Here is a 21,129-nt window from a genome sequence, read left to right as displayed (position 1 = left end):
AGGAAAGACAATGCAAGCAAAAGTTACAATATCCCTAAAAAATGGTGTCCTAGACCCACAGGCAAAAGCTATCCATCACGCCATAGAATCACTTGGATTCCCACAAGTAGCGCAAGTCGTGGTAAAAAAGCAAATCATCTTAGAATTCGCACAAAATCAACATTGCGAGCAAATCGCACAGCAAATCGCCAAAGATCTGCTTGCTAATCCTGTGATAGAAGAGTATGAGGTGCAAATCCTTGATAGCACAAACACATCTCAAGCATAAGGACCCACTATGGTAAGTATCGTGCGTTTTGCTGGGACAAATTGTGAGTTTGATATGCACTATATCTATGAAAAGCTCTTGCGCATTCCAAGTGCCATCATCTGGCACAAAGACACATCTTTGCCTAAAGACACAAAGCTTGTCATCTTAGCCGGAGGCTTTAGCTATGGAGATTACTTGCGCAGTGGGGCGATCGCGCGGTTTGCACCGATAATGAAAGCTATTAAAGCATTTGGTGAAAATGGCGGGCGGATTCTGGGTATTTGCAATGGCTTTCAAATCCTAACCGAAGCCAAGCTTCTGCCCGGCGCACTTATGCGCAATCACAATCTCCACTTCATCTCTAAAACAACCCCTTTACGCATAGCAAACACAGACAATGCTTTCTTGCGCCCACATAAGCAAGATGACCTCATCGCTCTTCCTATCGCACACGCTGATGGGCGATACCATATCGATGAAGACAGCCTAGGACAAATGCAAGAATCTGGGCAGATTCTCTTGCGCTATGTGGATAATCTCAATGGCTCTGTGGATTCTATCGCGGGCATTTGCAATAAGGACAAAAATATTTTCGGGCTTATGCCCCACCCAGAGAGAGCGTGTGAAAAAATGCTATACAAACGCGCTAGATATGCTGACATTCGCCATAGCTACAGCACGCAGATCCCCCCAAAGCCAACGCAAAATGCACAAGGCATAGCAATGCTAGAATCCATCTATAAGGGCTAGAATGTTACGCATATATCTTGCACCTGCACTCTCACTGCTATTGCTATGCACTCTTTATGCAGAGCCTACTTTAGATTCTAATATCATAGAATCTAATCTCCTAGAGTCATTTGCAGATTCTAGCGAGCCTAGCACGCAAGAAGCCTTTATCCGCCCTAACAACAGCACAGAGCAGATTCTCCACTTGCAAAATATCACACCAGAATCCACTTTAAGCTCTACGCTTTATGTCGGGCAGAGGATCCCTATCACCTATCGCGTGCTGTTTTTCAATAATGCCTCGTTAAATCAAAGCTCTTTCAAAGAAAAAACCTCGACCAATGCCATAGCCTTAGAGAATCCAAATCAAGCGTGGCAAGAAGTTGAGCTAGATTCTAGCACGGCACAAAGCTTACAAAAAACCTATGAGATCACCTATCTTTTCAAAATCAAATCCCAAAATGCCAAAATCCCAGCTTTTGAAGTCTCTGCAATCGCAAGCGATGGATCATATATTGATGTGGCTACAAGCGATCCTATCGTGCTTAATGCTACGGATTTGTATCAAAACAAAAACTACGCCGGTGTCGTGGGAGAAGACTTGCGCCTAGGGATTTATAAAGCCAAGTCCTATGATGATCAAGGCAATCTTATCGCCTTTGAACTCATCGCCAAAAATGCAAATCTAGAGGACTTCAAGATCCCAGAAATCGACAAACAGGGTATTGAGCGATCAAGCTTTGGTCCTCTAGAATCTAAAGCGATTTTTTATGCAGTCGTGCCAAAAAGTATGCAGCATCTCTTATTTGAATACTTCTCCACCCAAACAAACCGCTTCGAGCAAATCCGCATCCCCATCGTGCCTACTGCTGATGGCGTAACGACACAAGAGAACCTAAAGCCTAAAAACACTTATCTAATGTATTGGGCATTGTTTATCGGTGGGGTTGCCATTAGCTGCTTTGTCTTAGCCTTTTTCTCCAAACGCTTGCGTAAGATATGGCTCGCACTTGGTGTGATTATAGCGATATATCTACTCTACTATCTCTTCTATACCAAAACCGCCACTTTGCAAGCCCAGACGAATATTTGGATTCTACCTACACATAACTCCACTTTGCTTGAGACTACAAGCGAGGCTATGCGTATTAAAATCATTGGCGAGCACGGCGAGTATTATAAAATCATCACACCCAAAGAAGCCATAGGCTGGATAAGGAAAGATGATGCGCACTAGAATCAAGGGCATATACGAAGTTGTCTTAATCGGCATTGGACTGGCGATTATTATTTGCTTTATTTACTTAAATCGCAAGACCAACAACGCACGCAATGCTAGAAAATCTTGCTATCGATTCTTCACCTACGCAAATATCACGCTTGAGCAGCTAGGCGATTTTGATAAAGAAGCCGAGCTAATTATTATGAATCACCAAAGTGTCGCGGATATTTTATGCCTTGAAGCCTACCACCCGCGCAATATCTGCTGGGTTGCCAAAAAGCAATTGGGCGAGATTCCATTTTATGGCTATGCACTCACAGGACCGGAAATGATCCTTATTGACAGAGATGATAAGCGCGGGCTTGTCGCACTGCTACAAGCGATCAAGCAAAAGCTCGCCCAAAATCGCCCCATTGTAATCTTCCCCGAAGGCACGCGCAGCAAGGGCAAAGAGCGTTTCTTATCCTTTAAGCCCGGCGCAAAAATCATCGCAGAAAAATTCAAGCTAAAAATCCAGCCCATCGTGCTTATCAACACGCGCAAAATCTACAATTCATCTCCCATTGAAGCCACGAGCAATGTCGCTAGGATGGTGCTGCTTAAGCCATTTTATATCAATGAGCACCCAAGCAAACAAGTTTTTTACCACAATATAGACTCCTACAATAACGCCAAAGCTGGTGCGAAGAAAAGCAAAGGACTATATCCAATCTATGACCCACACTCTAGCTACTTCATCTCGCAGCAAGATTCTACCCAAAGCCAAGACTCCATTGAGCCACTAGAATCGTGGTATGAAGAGCTGCAGCAATGTATGCAAGAGGTCTATATCCAGCATTATCACGAGCTTAACAAGCAATCATAAGGCACGCTATGGAAAATGATCAAAAAAACCTTGTGTGCTTTGAAGATAGGGAAGAAGCGTTTTTAAAGCTTTATGATGAGCTTATCAATCACCATCTTGCCCACGATAATAGCATTGTGCTATCTACAAGCTTTGCGGGACTATTTTTAGCCGATAGGCTTGCTAGCAAGCTGGATTCTGGGCTTGATATGCTTTTTTGCGCACCTGTTATTGCTCCTGCTAATAATGAATGTGAGATTGCAACAGTGAGTGAAAATATGGATTTAATCATCAATGAGCCACTGATTGATTCTTTTGGTATTTCGCTTGATTATGTCTATGGAGAAGCCAAAAGGGCTTATGAGGAGATCATTCTCCCTAGAATCTATAAATTCCGCAAGGGTGCGACCTTGAGCGAGCTAGGGCAAAAAAATGTCTTCTTAATCGATCAAGGTGTAGAGACAGGCATCACAATGGATCTAGCCATCAAAACTTGTATCCAAAAAAAGGCAAAAAGCATCTATGTCTTAAGCCCTACTATACCCTATGATATTGCTACAATTTTATCCCGCACAAGTGATGCGCTAGTGGCTGTCTATAAGCCTAGATACTTTGTCTCCACAAGCCACTACTACAAAAGCCTAGACCCCATAAGCGAAGAAGAAGCCCTAACTATTATGGATAAATACATCGCCAAACCAAACCTCATACAAAAAGGATCATAATGCACCAAATTGACTTGGCATTAACAAATCTCACCGAACAATACAAGCTTGATTATGTCGCTAGGCAAGCGTGTGGAAGCGTGTGGTATCGCTCTGGTGGGACAATCTTGCTCGCAAGTGTCGCTGTCGATGAGATACCTACTGATGATGATTTTCTCCCACTTGTTGTGCAATATATCCACAAATCCTATGCTGTGCGCAAGATCCCGGGCGGATTTATCAAGCGAGAAGGCAAGCCCAGTGAGTTTGAGACACTCACCTCGCGCATTATTGATCGCACCTTGCGCCCACTTTTTCCCGTAGGCTATCGCTACCCCACGCAAATCACAATCCTTGTGCTAAGCTATGATGGCATAAGTGATTTGCAAGTATGCGCCTTGCACGCTGCAGCAAATGCCCTACTCCTTAGCTCGCTGGATTTTATCCCACCTGTGAGTAGCGTGCGTATCGGTAAGGTCCAAGGCAGCTTTGTAATCAATCACGACAAACAAGCAATGCTAGAATCCAGTCTTGATCTCTATGTAGCTGGGAGCAAGGGGGATATTTTGATGATAGAGATGAAAGGAAGCGATGAGAGCTTGACAGAAGATGAGCTAATGGCTGCCATAGCACTAGCCAAGCAGACAATCCAAGCAGATTGCACACAATATGAAGCAAAACTTATCCCCCATAAATCTAGCCCAAAGCCACTGCCACTAGCACTTACCAAAACCCACCCACATATTTATGAGCATATTGCTACACATTATAGCAATGATGTGCGCCAAGCCATTACGCAAATGAGCAAGAGTGAGCGCAATAGCGAGCTAGAATCTCTAGCTAAAGATATTTATGCCAAAAACCCCATTTGGGAGCTAGAATCCATCTATGATATGCTCGGGCTGTATAAAAAACACCAAGTGCGTGCGATGATCTTGCAAGAACATAGACGCGCTGATGGCAGAGGTCTAGAAGAAGTTCGCCCAATTAGCATAGAGACAAATGTCTTGCCTTGTGCGCATTCTAGCGCGCTTTTTACTAGAGGGCAGACACAAGCTCTGGTAGTTTGCACGCTAGGCAGTGAAAACGATGCGCAAATACAAGAAGACCTTAGCGGTGGGGGCAAGGAGCGATTTATGTTCCACTACAATTTTCCGGGCTTTAGTGTGGGAGAGGCAAGTATGATAGGAGGTGTGGGGCGCAGAGAGTTAGGGCACGGCAATCTTGCCAAAAAAGCCCTAGAATCCAATATCCCACCCACCAAACACACAATCCGCCTAGTCTCTGAAATCCTAGAATCCAACGGCTCAAGCTCTATGGCAAGTGTGTGCGGCGGCTCTCTTGCCTTACGCGCGTGTGGCTTAGATAATCCCCTTGTCGCAGGCGTAGCAATGGGGCTTGTGATTGATGGCAAGCAATATGCTGTGCTTACGGATATTATGGGACTAGAAGATCACGATGGCGATATGGACTTTAAAATCGCAGGCACCAAGCACGCCATCACTGCTATGCAAATGGATATTAAGCTAGGGGGTATTAGCCCAGATATTTTACACGATGCACTCCACCAAGCAAAACGCGCTAGAATCCACATTTTAGAGCAAATGGAGCAAGCCGCACAAGCCATTATCCCCCATACACATTTGCTCCCCAAAAGCGAGTATCTCTCTATCCCTAGCCATAAGATCCCAGATATTATTGGGCAGGGTGGCAAGGTGATCAAAGATATTATCGAGCGGTTTAAGGTTAGCATTGATATTGAACGAGAAAATGAAAGGATCTGTATCCAAGCAGATTGTGCGCAAAATCTCCAAAATGCCAAAGCATTTATTACCCAGCTTGTTAGCCCAAATGCGCATTATGAAATTGGCGAAGAAGTTGATGGCACCATTAAGCGTATTATGGATTTTGGCGTGTTTATCTCCCTACCTAGAGGCAACGATGGGCTTTTGCATATTAGTAAAATCCCGCAAACTATGCAGCCTTTGGGGCAGTTTTTCCGCGAAGGAGATATTATACGCTGCGCCATAGCTGGGAATCCAAAAGGCAAGATAGAGCTTATTTTGTGCTAGTTTTTAGCTAGTTTTTAGCTAGTTTCTGCGATAATAAATTCCTATTTGACCGCGCGAGTAGGGGACAGATCCGAAAGGTGGCAAAAATTTTTAAGGAGAAACAATGAAAGCTTTACTTGTTTTGTGTTTTGGTTTTGTAGCGTTTGCATTCGCTGGTGAGAGTGTGTTTAGCGGTAGTGATCTATCACTTTTACTTGCTCTTTCTGTAGCTGGTGGTGTTATTGGTCTTGGTATTGCTGCACTTGGTGGAGCAATCGGTATGGGAAATGCAGCAGCAGCTACAATTTCTGGGACCGCGAGAAATCCGGGTATTGGCGGCAAGCTTCTTGGGACAATGTTTATCGCACTAGCACTTATTGAAGCGCAAGTTATCTATACGCTTGTTTTTGCGATCATTGCAATCTATGGGAATCCATTCCTACCAGAATCTAAAATGATCGTTGAAGCATTCAAAGCTCTTTTAGGCTAATTTCCCCTGCTTATGCAGGGTATGCGCTGGTGGTGGAATTGGTAGACACACCATCTTGAGGGGGTGGCGGGGCGACCCGTGCGAGTTCAAGTCTCGCTCAGCGCACCATTCACAAAATGCCGAAGTGGTGAAACTGGTAGACGCGCTAGACTCAAAATCTAGTAAGGGCGACCTTGTGTCGGTTCGAGTCCGACCTTCGGCACCATAGATGTTTTACACTTATTTCTACAATATAAATCTATCAAAGATTGCTTATGCAGGCTTTATGCAACCCCATCTTACACAATGGCAAATTTCTGCTTGGATTTTCTGGCGGAGCAGATTCTGTCGCACTATTTTTTTATCTACTTGAAAAGCATATTGATTTTGACATTGCTATTGTGGATTATGGCGTGCGCACACAAAGCAAAGAAGAGACCGCCTATGCCAAAGAGCTTGCCACACTACACGATAAACAATGCTTTCAAACTAAAGCCCCTGTTTTTTCTAGTAATTTTGAAGCACAAGCACGACAATTTCGCTACAAGTTTTTTAGCACGCTAATTGCTAAATACAGCTACTCCGGGCTTTTGCTAGCGCATAATTTCAACGATCGTATTGAATGGTTACTACTACGACTTGGCAAGGGCAGCGGTATCGCTGGGCTACTTGGCTTTGAAGAGATTGCTTGGTATTATCCACAAAGCACACAAGAAACCCCAAAATCCACGCCCTACCCCATTATCCGTCCATTACTTTGGTGCTATAAGCAAGATATTCTCAACTACTGCACAAGCAGGGGGTTAAAGTTTTTTGTAGATAGCACAAACACCAACCCAGCCTATGAGCGCAACTTTATCCGCACACATTTTGCCACCGAGCTAATCCAGCGTTACGGCAAGGGATTGCAGCAAAGCTTAAAAATCCTTAGCAAAGAAAAAGATTCTCTCTATCAAGGTGGATTCTTCCTTACTAAGCATAGTTATTTTATCGGTATTTATGCTTTTGACACACACCAAGCAATCCACCATATCGCCAATGCGTTAAAGACACAGGGCTATGTGCTCTCAAGCAAACAGCGAGAAGAAATTATACGCACACATTTTTCTTGTGAGATTTATACAGCGAGCAAGCAGCGAGCAAGCCAGAATCCGCCTTTTACACATACCAAAGCCCAGCAAAAAGCTAGATTCTGCATAGAGCATTTTCCTAGCACGAGCTATCCCTTTGCTATTCTTATCACCAAATACACCAGTATCACCCTACCCAAACAAGTCAAAGACCAATTCCGCAAACTACATATCCCTAAAAGATTGCGTCCAAGCTTGTATGCTTATAGCCTGCAAGAGTCCCTATCGCTAGCACAATGCAAGGAGCGCATTGCCAATGCCTTCATAAGCCCTGTAACTTAGTGATCTCACAAGCAATTTGCTCTTTAAATACTCTTGCATAAGGTGCATTAGAATCTAGCTTGCTAGCAAAATCTTCTAATATCACCCCATACTCTTCACTCTGCAATTCTCCCTTTAATATCGCATACTTCAAATACAGCCAATAAGTATTTAGCACATCGCTTTGGCAATAATGATTGATCACATCAAGGGCTTTTTGCTTATAAAATAGCTCATACACATCACCACCACTCACATCATATTTCCCCACAATCCCAAGCATTTTACACACGCCATCAAGCGTGAGCGCACGCGTAGAGCCGAAATTCCCCAGAGAATCCAGCAAATCCGTATGCCAATATTCACTATATCTCGCGCGATAATTTTCCCATTTGCTTTTTGTCCGCGCGTAATTTTGCGCCTCAAAGAATCTAAACGCGCTGCAGTTATAGCGCATAGCCCTAAGCAGCAGCACAGGCATATCAAATCCCCTGCCATTAAAGCTCACAAGCCTAGGCTCTTTGGTATTTAAAAATTGCAAAAACTCCTCTATCAAGCACTGCTCTAGCTTATCAATCCCTGCTTCATCATAGACTAGATTCTCGCTAGCACTCTTGCCAAAGCTCCCCACCTTAGCAAACTTCCCATAATCATCACACACCACACTTGAAATCGCAATCACCCTATGCCAATAAAGCGGTAAAAATGTGCTACCACTCTTTTCTAATTGTGCATTAAAGGCATATGTGCAAATCTCCAAAGCACTCTTGCCATCCAAATTATATGCTTGTGCAATTTGTGCTACATCTGGGATTGTTTCTATGTCAAATACACAAATCATCTCTTACTCCTTATATAGACCTACTCCTTTGCCCCATAGGAAAACACCGGCACAGAGAAGTTATACCAAATCGCTAGAATCCTAATGATAAACCCACTCACAACAGCCACAATACTCGCCACCTCCAAATCCCACTCAAGCAAACTTAGTCCATAATAAATAAGCGAAGTAAGGATCGCTACTCCTGCATAAAATTCCTTACGAAATACAAGCGGCACAATCCCGCAAAATATATCGCGCAGCACACCGCCAAATACCGCAGTGATCACACCAGAGGTTACCACTAGCACGACTCCTAAGCCTTGCGCGCGCGCGATCTCTGCACCAATGACTGCAAATGTAACAAGCCCCAAAGCATCAAGCACCAAAAACAGCTTCTCTAGCCGAGCAATCACGCTTGGGATTAGTGTAGTAAGCAATGCCGCAGCACAAACAATGATAATATATTCTGGATGGGCTACCCAAGTAAGCGGATAATGATTAAAGAGTATATCGCGGACCGACCCTCCGCCAATAGCAGCCGCTAGAGCGATAAACAGCACGCCAATTAGATCCATCTTATACCGCCCAGCGATCAATGCCCCACTCATACCCTCTGCGGTAATCCCTATGATATATAGCACAAGCAAAAACATCTACCACGCTCCTGTAAAACGCAAAATATAGCAAAAATTTGCTAAAATCCACGCCAAATATTGCACCTAGGAGATCTAATGGATAAGCGATTGGTTGTTACGCGTTTTGCCCCATCACCCACAGGCTATTTGCATATTGGTGGGTTGCGCACAGCGTTATTTAACTATCTCTATGCACGCAAGCACGGAGGCAAATTTCTCATACGCATTGAAGACACAGATCTTGCTAGAAACTCCAAAGATGCTGCACGAGCGATCCTAGAATCTTTTGCGTGGGTGGGGCTAGAATGTGATGATGAAATCATCTATCAAAGCGAGCGATTCCCACTCTATGCCAGCTATGCTAAAAAACTTGTAGAAGAAGGCAAGGCTTATTACTGCTATATGAGCAAAGAAGAGCTAGAAGAGTTGCGAGAATCCCAACGCGCACAGGGCATAACGCCGCGCTATGACAATCGCTACCGAGATTTTACCGGCACGCCGCCAAGCGATCACACTCCTGTGATCCGCATAAAAGCCCCACTTGATGGTGAAATAGTCTTTGATGATGGGGTAAAAGGCAGAATCTGCGTGCAAGCAAAAGAGCTTGATGACTTCATCATTTTGCGCTCAGATGGCAGCCCGACTTATAACTTTGTCGTGGCAATCGATGATGCGCTAATGGGCGTAACTGATGTGATCCGAGGTGATGATCACACTAGCAACACACCAAAGCAGATTCTTATCTATCAAGCCCTAAACTTCTCTATTCCCAAGTTTTATCATATCCCTATGATTCTCAACCCCGATGGCAAAAAGCTTAGCAAGCGTGATGGGGCAATGGGCGTTATGGACTATAAGCTTATGGGCTATTTACCAGAAGCACTGCTGAATTTCCTTGTGCGACTTGGCTGGAGCTATGAGGATCAGGAGATATTTTCTCTCCAAGAAATGCGCGAGCTTTTTGATGCTAAAGACATCAATTCTTCTGCTAGCCGCTACAATCAAGAAAAATTTTTGTGGCTTAATCAACACTACATTAAAGCCTGTGATGATACAAGGCTAGAAGCCCTATTGCAAGAATTTGGCGCGAAGCTTGATGAATATGAAAAGCCGATAAAATCACTACTTTTTAGCGCATTAAAAGACAGGAGCAAAACTCTCGTAGAGTTTGCCGCCCAGCTTAAAGATATCCAAACCCCGCCAAAATCCTATGATGAAAAAATGCTACAAAAAGTGGATTCTAGTGCGCTGGGGGTTTTGGCAAAAATCATTGATGAAGAAGAATTTGCCCAATGCTTTTGCGCTCTTAATCCCAGCAAGCTAGAATCCTATCTCCACAACTACGCAGAATCCAGCTCTGTAAAAATCGGCAAGCTTATGCCAGCCTTGCGCCTAGCCCTACTTGGCAAAGGTGGTGGTATAGGCGTATGCGAAGCTTTGCTAATCATAGGGCAAGACCAGAGCATACAGCGCATACAGGCACTACTAGCACATTTATCATAATAGCTTTTGGGGTCTTGCAGAAGAGAGCTATCTCAAAACTGCTTGGATTCTAGTAAGATCACAGAGATTATACACACTTCTGCACTAGGGATTTAGGGGCTATTTTAGGGCTATTCTTGTGCGCTTAGGGCAAGCGATTGCGCGTGGGCGATCAAAGGATCAATGATAGAATCCAAATTACCAGAGAGCATTATTTCTTCTAAGCTATATAAAGTGGTGTTGATACGATGATCTGTCAGGCGATTTTGCGGGTAGTTGTAAGTGCGGATACGCTCACTTCTATCGCCACTGCCGACTTGATCTTTGCGCGCTTGGGAGTTTTGCGCCATCTGCTCGGCAAGCTGGGCTTCATAGATTCTAGCTTTTAGAATCTTCATCGCTTTGTCTTTGTTTTTATGCTGGGACTTTTCATCTTGCATAGATACGCTAATGCCTGTGGGGATATGCGTGATACGCACCGCAGAATCCGTGGTATTGACACATTGTCCGCCGTGCCCTCCTGCACGGAAGACTTCTATGCGTAAGTCATTTGGGTTAATGGTGATTTCTACATCATCGACTTCTGGCATAATCGCCACGGTGATAGCAGAAGTGTGGATTCTACCTTGAGATTCAGTTTGAGGGACACGCTGGACACGATGCGTGCCACCCTCAAATTTAAGCTTAGAAAACACGCCCGAGCCCTTGATAAGCGCGATTATTTCTTTATATCCGCCTACATCATTTTCACTTGAGCTTATAATCTCCACCTTCCAGCCCTTTGTATCAGCATAGCGGCAATATGCGCGAAACAAATCCCCCACAAAAATCCCCGCCTCATCGCCCCCTGTGCCTGCTCGCAGCTCGAGATAAATATTTTTATCATCATTTGGGTCTTTGGGGATTAGCAGCACTCGCAAGTGCTCTTCTAGCTCTGTTTTAGTGGATTCTAGAGATTTTAGCTCTTCCTTAGCAAGCTCACTTAGCTCTTTGTCTTCTAAAAGTAGCTTGTTTTCTTGTATGGATTCTAGGGTGGTGAGATAGATTCTCGCTTGCTGCGTGATTTCTTGGATTTGGCTTTGCTCTTTGCTAAGGGTAGTTAGCTGCTTGACATCTGCTACTATCTCGGGGCGAGAGAGCAGATCGCTAATTTCATCATAACGCGCGATAATGGGACGCAGTGTATCACTAAGCATAAAATTTATAACCCTTGAGAGAGCCTAGCAAAAGCTAGGAGATTAAGCAGATTGGGCGAGCTTTTTTACAGCAGCGTTTAGGCGGCTGACTTTGCGTGCGGCGGTGTTTTTCTTCACAATGCCTTTGCTGACAAATTTATGGAGTTCTTTATTGGCGATTTTAAAGGCTTCTTGTGCTTTAGGTAGGTCATTATTCGCCACGCTCTCACGCACAGCTTTAATGATATTTTTGATCCTTGTGCGGTAGTAGCGATTGCGCTCTGTGCGTCTCTCTGTCTGGCGGATTCGTTTCTCTGCGGACTTGTGGTTTGCCATTGGCTTAATCCTTTTGTAAAAAATTTTAGGGCATTATTCTGCCTAATTTTTATTTAAAAGCAGTTTAATCTCCACACATAGCGACCACACAGGAGCAGTTCAATGAGCAAAAAGACTTTATCAACAAATAAGCCCCAGAATCTAGCCAAAATCTTTGGCACTGATGGTGTGCGCGGCAGGGCAGGAAGCTTCCTTACACCGGCATTTTGTATCGAGCTAGGCATCGCTGCTGGGCTGTATTTCCGCGATCTTGCCAAGCAAAAGCATATCCGCTCAAGCAATAAGATTCTACTTGGCAAAGACACGCGCCGCAGCGGCTATATGATAGAAAACGCCCTAGTAAGCGCACTTACTTCTGTGGGCTATGATGTCATACAAGTAGGTCCTATGCCCACCCCTGCCATAGCCTTCCTCACCGCAGATATGCGCTGTGATGCGGGGATTATGATTAGTGCGAGTCATAATCCGTTTGATGATAATGGGATAAAGTTTTTTGATCGTTTTGGCAATAAACTTGATGAAAAAGCTGAAGCACAGATAGAAAAAATCTATCACAACAAGCAGCTACTAGCCCAAAACCACAAGGTAGGACAGGAGATCGGTAGCTCCAAGCGCATAGATGATGTGATAGGACGCTATATCGTGCATATTAAAAACTCTTTTCCCAAAGAGTTAAGCTTACAGGGCTTGCGTATCGTGCTTGACTGCGCCAATGGAGCGGCTTATAAGGTCGCGCCTACGATTTTCCACGAGCTAGGGGCAGATGTGGTGGTCATCAACAATACGCCAAATGGCTTTAATATCAACGAGCAATGCGGGGCTATGCACCCCCAAGATCTCGCAAATGAAGTGCTGAAATATCGCGCAGACATTGGCTTCGCGCTTGATGGCGATGCTGATAGGCTAGTGGTGGTCGATAATATGGGCAAGATCATCAATGGCGATATTTTGCTAGGTGCGCTTGGGGAGTATCTCCACACTATTGGCGAGCTAGAATCTAACACGATCATCGCCACGCAGATGAGCAACCTTGCTTTAGAAGAATTTTTTGCTAAGCACAATATCACCCTGCAACGATGTGATGTGGGGGATAAATATGTCTTTGATGCGATGAAACAATATGGCAGTAATTTTGGTGGTGAGCAAAGTGGGCATATTATCTTTAGTGATTATTCCACCACGGGCGATGGGCTGATGAGTGCGATTGCTGTGATGGCACTAGTTTTGCGCAAGAAAACTTCAAGTCATCAAGCTCTAAATCCTTTCACGCTCTATCCGCAAAAGCTTATCAATCTAAAAGTGTTAGAAAAAACGCCCCTAGAATCCATCTCTGGCTTTAGCGAGCTATGCAAGCAAATAGAAAAATCAGGTATGCGCACACTTATCCGCTACTCTGGCACGGAGCCTATCTTGCGTATTTTGGTGGAGGGCAAAAGTGCTGAAGCGATAGAATCTACTAGCAAAGAGTTAGAGAGCTTTTTGCGCTCAAAGCTTGCGTAGGTGTGCGCGATGAAAATACGCATAGTGTGGTTTTTGGCTATTCTTATTGGCGTTATTGTGCTAGATCAGTGGCTTAAGATTCAAGTGTTAGAAGGATTCCGCTGGGAGAGTCGGGCAGTTTCTATCGTGCTTGTCTATAATGATGGCGTGGCATTTTCGATGTTTGCGTTTTTGCAAGGGTGGCTTAAGTGGATACAAATCGCGCTGCTAGCGGGGCTAGGCTTGTATTTGACATTAGCAAATGGAGCGTTTAGGCAGTATTGGCTGGGCTTTGGCTTTATCCTAGGAGGTGGGATAGGCAATGTGATTGATCGCTTTGTATATGGCAAGGTGGTGGATTATGTGTATTGGCATTATTGGTTTGAGTTTGCGATATTTAACTTTGCTGATGTTTGCATTGATATTGGCGTGGGGATTTTGATCATATCTTGGCTATGGCACGAGCGCAACACACATAGAGCCAAACACAAAGCCGCACAAAATTAGATTCTAGCACTGCACTCATTAAAACCTAGAATTTAGAGCTTTGCAAATTAGATTCTAAATCGCCACGCAAGCAAAGTCTGATCGAAGTGAGAGAAATTGGCTTGCTTTGTGGATTTGCACGGTGCTAGTGCTTGCCCTAGAATCCACTATCAAAATGAAATATTTCCACCCACACGCACATTAAGATAGCGAGGGAAGCGGTAGCCTTGAGCTTCTCCTAGCTCTGTGCCAGCCTGCACAGCCACATCTAAAAAGCCTAAGATATTTACCCCACCTGTGATGATAAGCCCATCATCTTGGCGCATATCTTTCATAAGCCCCACGCGCAAATCAAAAGCTTTAATATCAAACTTCACGCCACCGCCTATCATTTGACTAAAGGGGCGATTGAAGCTATCACTTAACATTTCATTTTTCCATAAATCCACATCAAAAGCAAAGACAAAATTATTTTGATTATACGCTATTCCAGCGCGATATTGGGGCTTTATGGCAACTTCACCGGTGCTGTATTGGAAAGTGGGGGTATTGATATTTTTTGCCACAACGCCAAAGCTAAGATAGCGGAAATTAGGCAGATCAATCTCTAGCATAGTCCCTAGATCCACTGCGACTGCGGTCTTTGTCTCAAAGTTTTTCCCTGCTAAGAAGTTTTTCCCCTCTGTGGCAAAATCTGTTTTAGTTGAGAGAGCGATATTGCTCACTGTGTTACTAGCACTCATTAAACGCGCAGACACGCCTAGATTCCAATTGACATTACTAAAGTAAAAGGTATGCGCATAGCCTATGGGGATCTCTGTGATCCAAAATCCGCGCGTAAGGATAGAGTGTGCATTGCCCTGCTGCAAGGCGTATTCAAGAGAATGCTGCTCGTAATCATCTTTTGTTGTTTGTGTATAAGAAAAATTGCCACCTTTTGCATCAATTTTATAATAATCCTTGCCTGAAGCAATGATGAGTGCTGTGCGGTTTGGATCAATTTTTGCCGAAGTCGCACCATAAAATGATGAAAAAAGCCCCACGCCAAATGTCCCCAAAGTCCCGCGCAAAAATGCAGGGGCAAACTGCAGTGCCACGCCATTTTGGCTTGTGAAATTAAGCGCGTTTTCTTCTAGCGCACTCTTAAGATTAGCAAAATCTTTGATAGCCTGATCCAGCCCTAGATTCCCACCGAAATTTATCTCAATATTTGTGATATTGCCGCTAGAATCCACTTGCAAATTTCCAAAATCCACACTCCCAGCCAGAGAGTCTAAAAGATCTTTTTGCTCTTGCGAGAGTGCTTGTGAAGAGCCAGCTTCTTGCTTGATATTTTCAACAAGCTGCCCCCATTGGCTTGGGTCTGGATTTTGCGTTTGGAAGGCTTCAAGCTTTTGCTCTAGGGTCTGTCCTGTGCTGCCACCACCCAGCGTCTTATCAAGCGCAGAGTCTAAAACACTCTCAAAAGCACTTGTATTTCCTGTGCCACCACTCACAGCACCACCTATAAGAGAGGCAAACTTCTCTGCGCTAGCAGCGAAGTTTTCAAGGTTGATATTAGCGATTTTATCGAGATTTTTCTCTCGCACGCCAATCCCAAGAGAATACCCAAACCGCACGCTATTTTCTGCACTTAAAAGCGCGGGATTATAGTAGAGAGCAAAGGGAGAGTTTTTGAGCGCGACCCCTGCCCCACCCATACCGGCAGAGACATTGCCCATAACGCCAAACTCCAGCCCAAAGCTAGCCGAAGTAGCTACTGCTACAATCCCCAATATATGCACATAAGTGCGCATTATCACTCCTACTTAGCCACAAGCACCGGAATAGGAGAGGAGCTTACAAAGCTATTTTGATGTGAGCTAAAAATCCTATGAAGCAAGGAAGACTCGCTAGCACCGATGACAAGCAAGTCATAATCATCGGCGATTTCTAGCATCACATCGATAGGATTGCCCGTGCGCAAAATCTTTTTACACGCTATGCCTTCTGCCTTAAATGTCTGCTCAAATTCATCTAAAATTTCATTGCTTTTTTCGTTTTCGATATTCTCAATCATTCCATAATCCACAATCCCACTCTCCGCATATACAAGCACCTCTGGAGTTACATGTAAGAGCGTAAGCTCCACTTCCTGCCTATGTCCAAAAAGCCTGATGATTGTCTTTATCGCTGCGCGACACTCCTCTGTATCACTCACACCAAACAACAACTTCGCCATACATTCTCCTTATGATAAATTGTCCTATTGTAGCAATTCTTAGGTAAATCCTTTACAAAATTACCACACCTCTTCTACTTGCTTTTTTGCAAAATCTCATCAATCATACATAGTTGATATTGCAAAAATCGCACCACCAAATCAAGCTTATTTTGTGTATCTTGTAGCTCTGGCATTTTTAGCCCCTCAAAAAGCACGAGCAGCTTCTCCCTAAGATTTTCTAAAAGCAGCAAGCTCTCTTGACTTAGCCCGCAGTCCTGCGCACTTGGCGCGATGATTTTACCCTCTTTTATCGGGCTAGATTCTATGCTAGTCTTTGGTAGAGTCATCTTGGGCTTTGGCGTATTGGCAAGATCTGGGCTAGGATCACTAGAATCCAGTTTTTGCTTTGCCATAGATTCTATGGGCTGGATTGATTCATCTTTAGATATATCATTTGGATCTCTTGCCACTTCATCAAGGGTTTGCAAGATAAGATCTTTTAGCTCTGTGTTATCTCCCATATTTGCTCCTATTCCTATCGCTTAAACTGCCGCTAGCCCAAAAGCCATTGCTCAAGCTTTTGGTAATCACTTTGTGTTTTTGCATTGACAAATAATGCGAGCTTGTCTTGATTGACCCCGCTGAAATGGTGCTTTTTTGTCTTTAGGCGGATTAAGGCTAGCTTTGCTTCTTGATTATGCGGATCTTTTTTCAACAGCTCTTCATAAATCACTATCGCTTCTTCATTATAGCCCTGCATTTCATAAATACTAGCAAGCGTGCTTGTGTGTATCGCCATCACACTTCCTCCGACAAAACAGATCGCGCAACGGCTTGTGCGATGAGATCACCCATCTCCTGTGTGCTGCAAAGCTTCTTGCACCCAAAGCGTGCTATATCTTGCGTGCGCGCACCTGCCTTTAGCACCGATGAAACTGCCTTGCGCACAGCATTTGCAGCCTTTGCGTGATTAAGCGAGATCTCAAGCATCATAGCCATACTAAGGATAGCTGCAATTGGATTAGCAACACCCTGCCCTGCTATATCAGGCGCAGAGCCGTGAATGGGCTCATAAATAGCGTGGGACTCACCCACGCTAGCACTTGGCAGCAAGCCGATAGACCCAGTGATCTGGCTTGCTTCATCACTCAAAATATCGCCAAAAAGATTGCCTGTAAGCACCACATCAAACTGCCTAGGATCGCGGATAAGCTGCATACTTGCATTATCGACATATTGATGACTTAGCGCAACTTGTGGATATTCTTTTGCCACGCGCTCTACCACCTCTCGCCAAAGCTCACTTACTTCAAGCACATTTGCCTTATCCACCGAGCAAAGCTTCTTAGAGCGCGATAACGCTAGAGCAAATGCCTTATGCGCGATCCGCTCAATCTCTTGCACACTATATGCCATAGTATTATATGCGCGATTCTTTTCCTTGCCCCTTGGCTCTCCAAAGTAAATCCCAGATATAAGCTCACGCACGATCAAAATATCCACACCTGTAATCACCTCTGGCTTCAATGCACTTGCTTCTACCAGCTCATCAAAAACCATAGCAGGACGCAGATTCGCAAAGACACCAAGCTCCTTACGCAAGCGTAAAAGCCCAGATTCTGGGCGTTTGTCTTTAGGGAGATTCTCCCACTTTGCCCCACCTATAGCACCAAATAGCACCGCTTTTGCCTGCAACGCCCCTTGCAAGCTCTCTTTGGGCAGTGGATCGCCGTAGTTATCATACGCACACCCACCCATCATATACTCACTACACTCACAAGCTATGTCAAATCGCTCACACACTACACGCAAGACCTTCAATGCTTCATCGACAATCTCTACGCCAATCCCATCACCTTTGATGACTGCTATGGATTCTGCCATCTTTGCTCCTTGCTCCACATTAGCCTATAACTGCTTCTTGGCATACTCGATAAGCCCACCACTTTGCAATAGCTCTCGCATAAACGCCGGAATAGGCTTGAAGTGATAAATGTGGCTAGTTGTTTGATTGATAATCTCTCCTTTGACTACATCAACTGCCAACCTATCCCCCTCGCTAATACCCCCCACTTCATCGCATTCTAAAATGAGCAATCCCATATTAAAGGCATTGCGATAGAAAATCCTAGCAAAGCTCGGGGCAATCACACAAGCAATCCCAGCTGCCTTTAACGCAAGTGGGGCGTGCTCCCTGCTACTCCCACAGCCAAAATTCTCATCTGCCACGATAATATCCCCACTTGCTACCATATCTGCAAATCCCGCACGCGCATCTTCCATAATATGGCGTGCCAAGATATTTTCATCGCTTGTATTAAGATAGCGCGCGGCGATAATCACATCTGTATCGATATTTGCCCCAAATCTCCACACCTTACCTTCAAATCTCTCTTGTGCCATATCCATCCCTTTCCTAGCTATATTTAATCGCCACCACAGCGATCGCAAACCCACCATCGTGGCTCACACTAACCGCCAAAGATTCTACGCCAAATTCTGCGCATTTCCTAGAATCCAGTTTTAGAAGTGGGGCATTTGTAGGCGCGTAAGATAAGCACATATCGACAAACCTAAGCCTATCGCCAATCCCCACGCCAAGTGCTTTGGCACACGCCTCCTTAGCCGCCCAAAATCCCGCCACACTCCTAGGGGCATACGCCTTATGTGCTAAAATCTCTCGCTCACTCTCGCATAAAAATCTCGCCAAAAATTTCTCGCCATAACGCTCGATAGCACGCTCGACTCGAGAGATTTTGACAAGATCGATGCCTATCATAGATTCTAGCTAGCCCTGCTGGATAAAGGCATTTGTGCGGAATATATGCGTTACTTGCCCATCTACTAAAAATTCATTGATTCTATTTCTAGCCTCTTCAAGTGCGCGATTCATACCCTTAGAGGTTTTAAGCTCTTCAGGTGTTTTGGTAGAAAACACATCAATAAATGTATCTTTGATAATATCTAGCTTGCGCTCGGCTTCTACTTGCAATTTATCGCTACTAAGTCCAATGGATAGCTGAATAGACAAATACGCATCGCGCCCTTGCGTGGAGAGATTGATGATCAAAGGCTCTTTAGCTGTAACAGGTAAAATCGGTCCTACATTCATCAACGCCACATCAGTGCCCACCGATCCAGCTGGCTTTTTGGCACCTTGCTTTTGCTCTTGTTTGGGTGCCTGCGCTTCTTCTTCCTCTTCTCCACCTCCACTCATCAGCATAATCACCACAACACCCACGATAATTAGGACAAGCACCGCCCCAATGATCACGAACAACATCGTTTTGCTACCGCCTTTTTGCTGCTCTTGTCCTTCTTGCTCTTCTGCCATTTATGCTCCTTTTGTGAAATAAGTCAATGCGCTTTTACCAAATCGCCTAGTTTTACTCTGGGTAAAATCCCCAATCACATCCGCAAATGTATATCCACTACTATGCTCGATGATAATAAGCTTGAGATATGGGCTAGCGACAGAGTCGATAAGATTAGCACATTTTTCATAAATATCAGCATAATTTTGGCGGATACAAAAGGGCGGATCAAGATAGAGAATACTAGGCATAGCACAAGTGTGCAATATATCTGTAAGATTGCTAAAGCTATCGCCCTGCACGATACAAGCACAAGGGGGCTTTGCGTGAGCGTTTGTGGTAGATTCTAGGGAGATGGATTCTAGGATTGCAATTGGCAGGAGATTGAGATTTCTCCGCAAGGCTTGCAGTGCCTTTTCATCACGCTCGCAAAACACCGCCACACTAGCCCCTAAGCTCAACGCTTCTATCCCCATACTACCACTCCCGGCAAATCCCTCGATAAAGCAAGCTCCATAAATATCCCCGCCAATGGTATTAAAGCACGATTCCTTGACAATAGATTTTGTCGGGCGAGTGGGGTGCATAGAGCTAGAATCAAGGCTAGATTCTGGGGCAAAGAGCTTGAGCCCTCGCCATTTCCCCCCTATCACGCGCAAGATTTTTAGGGATTTAGCGGAGCTTGGCTTGCTAGTGCGCATTGTAGCCGCCATCTCGCAAAATCTCATAGAGCTTTTGGCGAAAGTCTTCTAGTGTCTGGGTAAATAGCTGATCAATTTGCATAAAAATACGAGAATCTTTGGGCGGCAAAATAGGTAGAGACTCCGCGCAATAAGTCGCATAAAACACCTTGCAATTTGCTAGCAAACTCTCTTGCGTAAAGGGTGTTTTGATATGGGCATTTGCTGTGCCTACTAAGCATACAGGCTTCATATCACAGCTTTGATAATCCGAAATGACAAAATCGCACGCCTCTATAGGCGCAAGATAGTCTTTGAGATAAATTTCAAGGCTTTTTTGCAGCAATTCTGATGCACACACAATAGCAATTTTCACACACTCTCCTTGGCACACACTTTTACAAGATTTCTGCGATTATAAGGCACTTTGGGTAAAAGATTGTTTAATATATTTAGCCATCTTTAAGTGCAAACTATCTATAATCCGCCCGCTCCTTTTTAGACCTATGCAAGGCTATCTCTAGGCAACGCTTCAGGGTGGGAACACAGCAGAGCACTTAGATTTGGCTTGTGCCGTAGGGATCTGGAAAGGGGTGCTAGAATCCACTTTTTACCTTCACACAATTATCTCGCGGTAGCTCTTTGATCTTTTGCTTCACAATCTAGTCTCCCTTAGATCCACCCTTGCTCTAGAATTTATCGCCCTCGCTTATGTGATAGCTTTGCTAAAGCCCCTACCCCAATGAAAACGATGCCAACTTAGCCCTGCTAGCCAACACCATAAAAGCGGATAAAAATGCCAATATCACAGAAATGCTAAATGCCTTTAGCAAACTTGATAAAGAAGATGCGGATA

Annotated in this window: 24 protein-coding genes, 2 tRNA genes, 1 other RNA gene and 1 pseudogene; 14 read left to right on the top strand and 14 right to left on the bottom strand. The window is 44.5% G+C overall.

Translation table 11 applies throughout. From position 1 onward, the window contains the following. Window positions 1–10: 10 nt before the first annotated feature. From purS to tilS, 10 genes and pseudogenes are all read left to right on the top strand, one after another. Entirely contained in the window at window positions 11–268 is a 258-nt protein-coding gene (gene purS, locus NYG90_RS09665; protein ID WP_285257674.1) for a phosphoribosylformylglycinamidine synthase subunit PurS, read from the top strand. Between the two features lie 9 nt (window positions 269–277). Next, window positions 278–1,000: a phosphoribosylformylglycinamidine synthase subunit PurQ gene (purQ, locus tag NYG90_RS09660; protein WP_115011848.1), complete on the top strand. Its 723-nt coding sequence runs from the start codon at window positions 278–280 to the stop codon at window positions 998–1,000. A 1-nt stretch (window position 1,001) separates the two neighbouring features. Then, window positions 1,002–2,216: a hypothetical protein gene (locus NYG90_RS09655; RefSeq protein ID WP_115011847.1), complete on the top strand. Its 1,215-nt coding sequence runs from the start codon at window positions 1,002–1,004 to the stop codon at window positions 2,214–2,216. Beyond that, a pseudogene (locus NYG90_RS09650) lies at window positions 2,203–2,808 on the top strand (1-acylglycerol-3-phosphate O-acyltransferase); the annotation flags it as partial. The gene NYG90_RS09655 and the pseudogene NYG90_RS09650, both read left to right, overlap by 14 nt. 266 nt (window positions 2,809–3,074) lie before the next feature. Beyond that, window positions 3,075–3,770: a phosphoribosyltransferase gene (locus tag NYG90_RS09645; protein WP_285257672.1), complete on the top strand. Its 696-nt coding sequence runs from the start codon at window positions 3,075–3,077 to the stop codon at window positions 3,768–3,770. Next, entirely contained in the window at window positions 3,770–5,821 is a 2,052-nt protein-coding gene (locus NYG90_RS09640) for a polyribonucleotide nucleotidyltransferase (protein ID WP_285264987.1), read from the top strand. Before NYG90_RS09645 ends, NYG90_RS09640 begins: the two co-directional genes overlap by 1 nt. Before the next feature lie 103 nt (window positions 5,822–5,924). Next, on the top strand, window positions 5,925–6,290 hold the full coding sequence (locus NYG90_RS09635; protein ID WP_115011843.1) for a F0F1 ATP synthase subunit C: 366 nt from the start codon (window positions 5,925–5,927) through the stop codon (window positions 6,288–6,290). A 23-nt stretch (window positions 6,291–6,313) separates the two neighbouring features. Next, window positions 6,314–6,398, top strand: a tRNA-Leu gene (locus tag NYG90_RS09630). A gap of 10 nt (window positions 6,399–6,408) precedes the next feature. Then, a tRNA-Leu gene (locus NYG90_RS09625) sits at window positions 6,409–6,495 on the top strand. Window positions 6,496–6,544: 49 nt separating this feature from the next. Continuing rightward, window positions 6,545–7,681, top strand: coding sequence for a tRNA lysidine(34) synthetase TilS (gene tilS, locus NYG90_RS09620; protein ID WP_285257670.1), 1,137 nt, complete (start codon window positions 6,545–6,547; stop codon window positions 7,679–7,681). Here tilS and NYG90_RS09615 read toward each other — a convergent pair. Both NYG90_RS09615 and NYG90_RS09610 read right to left on the bottom strand, forming a co-directional pair. After that, window positions 7,662–8,501, bottom strand: a complete 840-nt coding sequence (locus NYG90_RS09615) for a 3'-5' exonuclease (protein ID WP_115011841.1) — start codon at window positions 8,499–8,501, stop codon at window positions 7,662–7,664. The genes tilS and NYG90_RS09615 overlap by 20 nt on opposite strands. 20 nt (window positions 8,502–8,521) lie before the next feature. Further along, the gene (locus NYG90_RS09610) at window positions 8,522–9,136 is read right to left on the bottom strand and encodes a trimeric intracellular cation channel family protein (RefSeq protein WP_115011840.1); all 615 of its coding nucleotides are present in this window, start codon (window positions 9,134–9,136) and stop codon (window positions 8,522–8,524) included. A gap of 78 nt (window positions 9,137–9,214) precedes the next feature. On the opposite strand from NYG90_RS09610, the gene gltX reads away from it, so the two are divergent. After that, a complete protein-coding gene (gene gltX / locus NYG90_RS09605) occupies window positions 9,215–10,621 on the top strand; it encodes a glutamate--tRNA ligase (protein ID WP_285257669.1) in 1,407 nt (468 codons plus the stop codon). Between the two features lie 110 nt (window positions 10,622–10,731). On the opposite strand, the gene prfA is transcribed toward gltX, so the two are convergent. Together prfA and rpsT are read right to left on the bottom strand one after the other, a co-directional pair. Further along, window positions 10,732–11,796: a peptide chain release factor 1 gene (gene prfA, locus NYG90_RS09600; RefSeq protein WP_285257668.1), complete on the bottom strand. Its 1,065-nt coding sequence runs from the start codon at window positions 11,794–11,796 to the stop codon at window positions 10,732–10,734. Window positions 11,797–11,838: 42 nt separating this feature from the next. Further along, window positions 11,839–12,111, bottom strand: coding sequence for a 30S ribosomal protein S20 (gene rpsT / locus NYG90_RS09595; protein ID WP_115011837.1), 273 nt, complete (start codon window positions 12,109–12,111; stop codon window positions 11,839–11,841). Between the two features lie 102 nt (window positions 12,112–12,213). On the opposite strand from rpsT, the gene glmM reads away from it, so the two are divergent. Both glmM and lspA read left to right on the top strand, forming a co-directional pair. Continuing rightward, a complete protein-coding gene (glmM, locus tag NYG90_RS09590) occupies window positions 12,214–13,611 on the top strand; it encodes a phosphoglucosamine mutase (RefSeq protein ID WP_285257667.1) in 1,398 nt (465 codons plus the stop codon). A 9-nt stretch (window positions 13,612–13,620) separates the two neighbouring features. Continuing rightward, complete coding sequence (lspA, locus tag NYG90_RS09585; protein ID WP_285257666.1) at window positions 13,621–14,097, top strand: signal peptidase II; 477 nt, start codon at window positions 13,621–13,623, stop codon at window positions 14,095–14,097. A 149-nt stretch (window positions 14,098–14,246) separates the two neighbouring features. Here lspA and traF read toward each other — a convergent pair whose 3' ends face one another. From traF to NYG90_RS09535, 10 genes are all read right to left on the bottom strand, one after another. Continuing rightward, entirely contained in the window at window positions 14,247–15,872 is a 1,626-nt protein-coding gene (traF, locus tag NYG90_RS09580; protein WP_115011834.1) for a conjugal transfer protein TraF, read from the bottom strand. 8 nt (window positions 15,873–15,880) lie between these two features. Further along, a complete protein-coding gene (locus NYG90_RS09575; protein ID WP_115011833.1) occupies window positions 15,881–16,297 on the bottom strand; it encodes a universal stress protein in 417 nt (138 codons plus the stop codon). Window positions 16,298–16,371: 74 nt separating this feature from the next. Continuing rightward, window positions 16,372–16,800 carry a CiaD-like domain-containing protein gene (locus NYG90_RS09570; RefSeq protein WP_285257665.1) on the bottom strand — a complete coding sequence of 143 codons (429 nt, stop codon included), beginning with the start codon at window positions 16,798–16,800 and terminating at the stop codon, window positions 16,372–16,374. Between the two features lie 32 nt (window positions 16,801–16,832). After that, window positions 16,833–17,078, bottom strand: coding sequence for an MDM20/NAA25 family protein (locus NYG90_RS09565; protein WP_258552251.1), 246 nt, complete (start codon window positions 17,076–17,078; stop codon window positions 16,833–16,835). Continuing rightward, on the bottom strand, window positions 17,078–18,163 hold the full coding sequence (gene leuB, locus NYG90_RS09560) for a 3-isopropylmalate dehydrogenase (protein WP_285264986.1): 1,086 nt from the start codon (window positions 18,161–18,163) through the stop codon (window positions 17,078–17,080). Before leuB ends, NYG90_RS09565 begins: the two co-directional genes overlap by 1 nt. Window positions 18,164–18,187: 24 nt before the next feature. After that, a complete protein-coding gene (locus NYG90_RS09555) occupies window positions 18,188–18,682 on the bottom strand; it encodes a 3-isopropylmalate dehydratase small subunit (protein WP_115011830.1) in 495 nt (164 codons plus the stop codon). Window positions 18,683–18,695: 13 nt separating this feature from the next. Continuing rightward, window positions 18,696–19,058, bottom strand: a complete 363-nt coding sequence (gene acpS, locus NYG90_RS09550; RefSeq protein ID WP_115011829.1) for a holo-ACP synthase — start codon at window positions 19,056–19,058, stop codon at window positions 18,696–18,698. Between the two features lie 9 nt (window positions 19,059–19,067). Continuing rightward, complete coding sequence (locus NYG90_RS09545; protein WP_285257663.1) at window positions 19,068–19,613, bottom strand: flagellar basal body-associated FliL family protein; 546 nt, start codon at window positions 19,611–19,613, stop codon at window positions 19,068–19,070. Beyond that, window positions 19,614–20,294, bottom strand: coding sequence for an RsmD family RNA methyltransferase (locus NYG90_RS09540; RefSeq protein ID WP_285257662.1), 681 nt, complete (start codon window positions 20,292–20,294; stop codon window positions 19,614–19,616). It lies immediately after the preceding gene. Continuing rightward, on the bottom strand, window positions 20,284–20,649 hold the full coding sequence (locus NYG90_RS09535; protein ID WP_115011826.1) for a hypothetical protein: 366 nt from the start codon (window positions 20,647–20,649) through the stop codon (window positions 20,284–20,286). Before NYG90_RS09535 ends, NYG90_RS09540 begins: the two co-directional genes overlap by 11 nt. A 119-nt stretch (window positions 20,650–20,768) precedes the next feature. On the opposite strand from NYG90_RS09535, the gene ffs reads away from it, so the two are divergent. Then, window positions 20,769–20,866: signal recognition particle sRNA small type (gene ffs, locus NYG90_RS09530), an RNA gene on the top strand. Window positions 20,867–21,129 lie beyond the last annotated feature (263 nt).

The organism is Helicobacter zhangjianzhongii (genome assembly GCF_030249855.1).
GTDB lineage: Bacteria > Campylobacterota > Campylobacteria > Campylobacterales > Helicobacteraceae > Helicobacter_B > Helicobacter_B zhangjianzhongii.
This window is presented reverse-complemented; position numbering and strand designations above follow the sequence as displayed.

What these genes read in the sequence shown, in the direction of transcription:
- NYG90_RS09555 (WP_115011830.1), bottom strand. Translation starts at nt 18,682, where the DNA reads ATGGCACAAGAGAGATTTGAAGGTAAGGTGTGGAGATTTGGGGCAAAT.
- NYG90_RS09545 (WP_285257663.1), bottom strand. Translation starts at nt 19,613, where the DNA reads ATGGCAGAAGAGCAAGAAGGACAAGAGCAGCAAAAAGGCGGTAGCAAA.
- NYG90_RS09645 (WP_285257672.1), top strand. Translation starts at nt 3,075, where the DNA reads ATGGAAAATGATCAAAAAAACCTTGTGTGCTTTGAAGATAGGGAAGAA.
- NYG90_RS09575 (WP_115011833.1), bottom strand. Translation starts at nt 16,297, where the DNA reads ATGGCGAAGTTGTTGTTTGGTGTGAGTGATACAGAGGAGTGTCGCGCA.
- purS (WP_285257674.1), top strand. Translation starts at nt 11, where the DNA reads ATGCAAGCAAAAGTTACAATATCCCTAAAAAATGGTGTCCTAGACCCA.
- NYG90_RS09615 (WP_115011841.1), bottom strand. Translation starts at nt 8,501, where the DNA reads ATGATTTGTGTATTTGACATAGAAACAATCCCAGATGTAGCACAAATT.
- NYG90_RS09610 (WP_115011840.1), bottom strand. Translation starts at nt 9,136, where the DNA reads ATGTTTTTGCTTGTGCTATATATCATAGGGATTACCGCAGAGGGTATG.
- NYG90_RS09655 (WP_115011847.1), top strand. Translation starts at nt 1,002, where the DNA reads ATGTTACGCATATATCTTGCACCTGCACTCTCACTGCTATTGCTATGC.
- prfA (WP_285257668.1), bottom strand. Translation starts at nt 11,796, where the DNA reads ATGCTTAGTGATACACTGCGTCCCATTATCGCGCGTTATGATGAAATT.
- acpS (WP_115011829.1), bottom strand. Translation starts at nt 19,058, where the DNA reads ATGATAGGCATCGATCTTGTCAAAATCTCTCGAGTCGAGCGTGCTATC.
- gltX (WP_285257669.1), top strand. Translation starts at nt 9,215, where the DNA reads ATGGATAAGCGATTGGTTGTTACGCGTTTTGCCCCATCACCCACAGGC.
- NYG90_RS09635 (WP_115011843.1), top strand. Translation starts at nt 5,925, where the DNA reads ATGAAAGCTTTACTTGTTTTGTGTTTTGGTTTTGTAGCGTTTGCATTC.
- NYG90_RS09540 (WP_285257662.1), bottom strand. Translation starts at nt 20,294, where the DNA reads ATGCGCACTAGCAAGCCAAGCTCCGCTAAATCCCTAAAAATCTTGCGC.
- NYG90_RS09570 (WP_285257665.1), bottom strand. Translation starts at nt 16,800, where the DNA reads ATGGGAGATAACACAGAGCTAAAAGATCTTATCTTGCAAACCCTTGAT.
- NYG90_RS09640 (WP_285264987.1), top strand. Translation starts at nt 3,770, where the DNA reads ATGCACCAAATTGACTTGGCATTAACAAATCTCACCGAACAATACAAG.
- leuB (WP_285264986.1), bottom strand. Translation starts at nt 18,163, where the DNA reads ATGGCAGAATCCATAGCAGTCATCAAAGGTGATGGGATTGGCGTAGAG.
- glmM (WP_285257667.1), top strand. Translation starts at nt 12,214, where the DNA reads ATGAGCAAAAAGACTTTATCAACAAATAAGCCCCAGAATCTAGCCAAA.
- purQ (WP_115011848.1), top strand. Translation starts at nt 278, where the DNA reads ATGGTAAGTATCGTGCGTTTTGCTGGGACAAATTGTGAGTTTGATATG.
- NYG90_RS09565 (WP_258552251.1), bottom strand. Translation starts at nt 17,078, where the DNA reads ATGGCGATACACACAAGCACGCTTGCTAGTATTTATGAAATGCAGGGC.
- rpsT (WP_115011837.1), bottom strand. Translation starts at nt 12,111, where the DNA reads ATGGCAAACCACAAGTCCGCAGAGAAACGAATCCGCCAGACAGAGAGA.
- lspA (WP_285257666.1), top strand. Translation starts at nt 13,621, where the DNA reads ATGAAAATACGCATAGTGTGGTTTTTGGCTATTCTTATTGGCGTTATT.
- tilS (WP_285257670.1), top strand. Translation starts at nt 6,545, where the DNA reads ATGCAGGCTTTATGCAACCCCATCTTACACAATGGCAAATTTCTGCTT.
- traF (WP_115011834.1), bottom strand. Translation starts at nt 15,872, where the DNA reads ATGCGCACTTATGTGCATATATTGGGGATTGTAGCAGTAGCTACTTCG.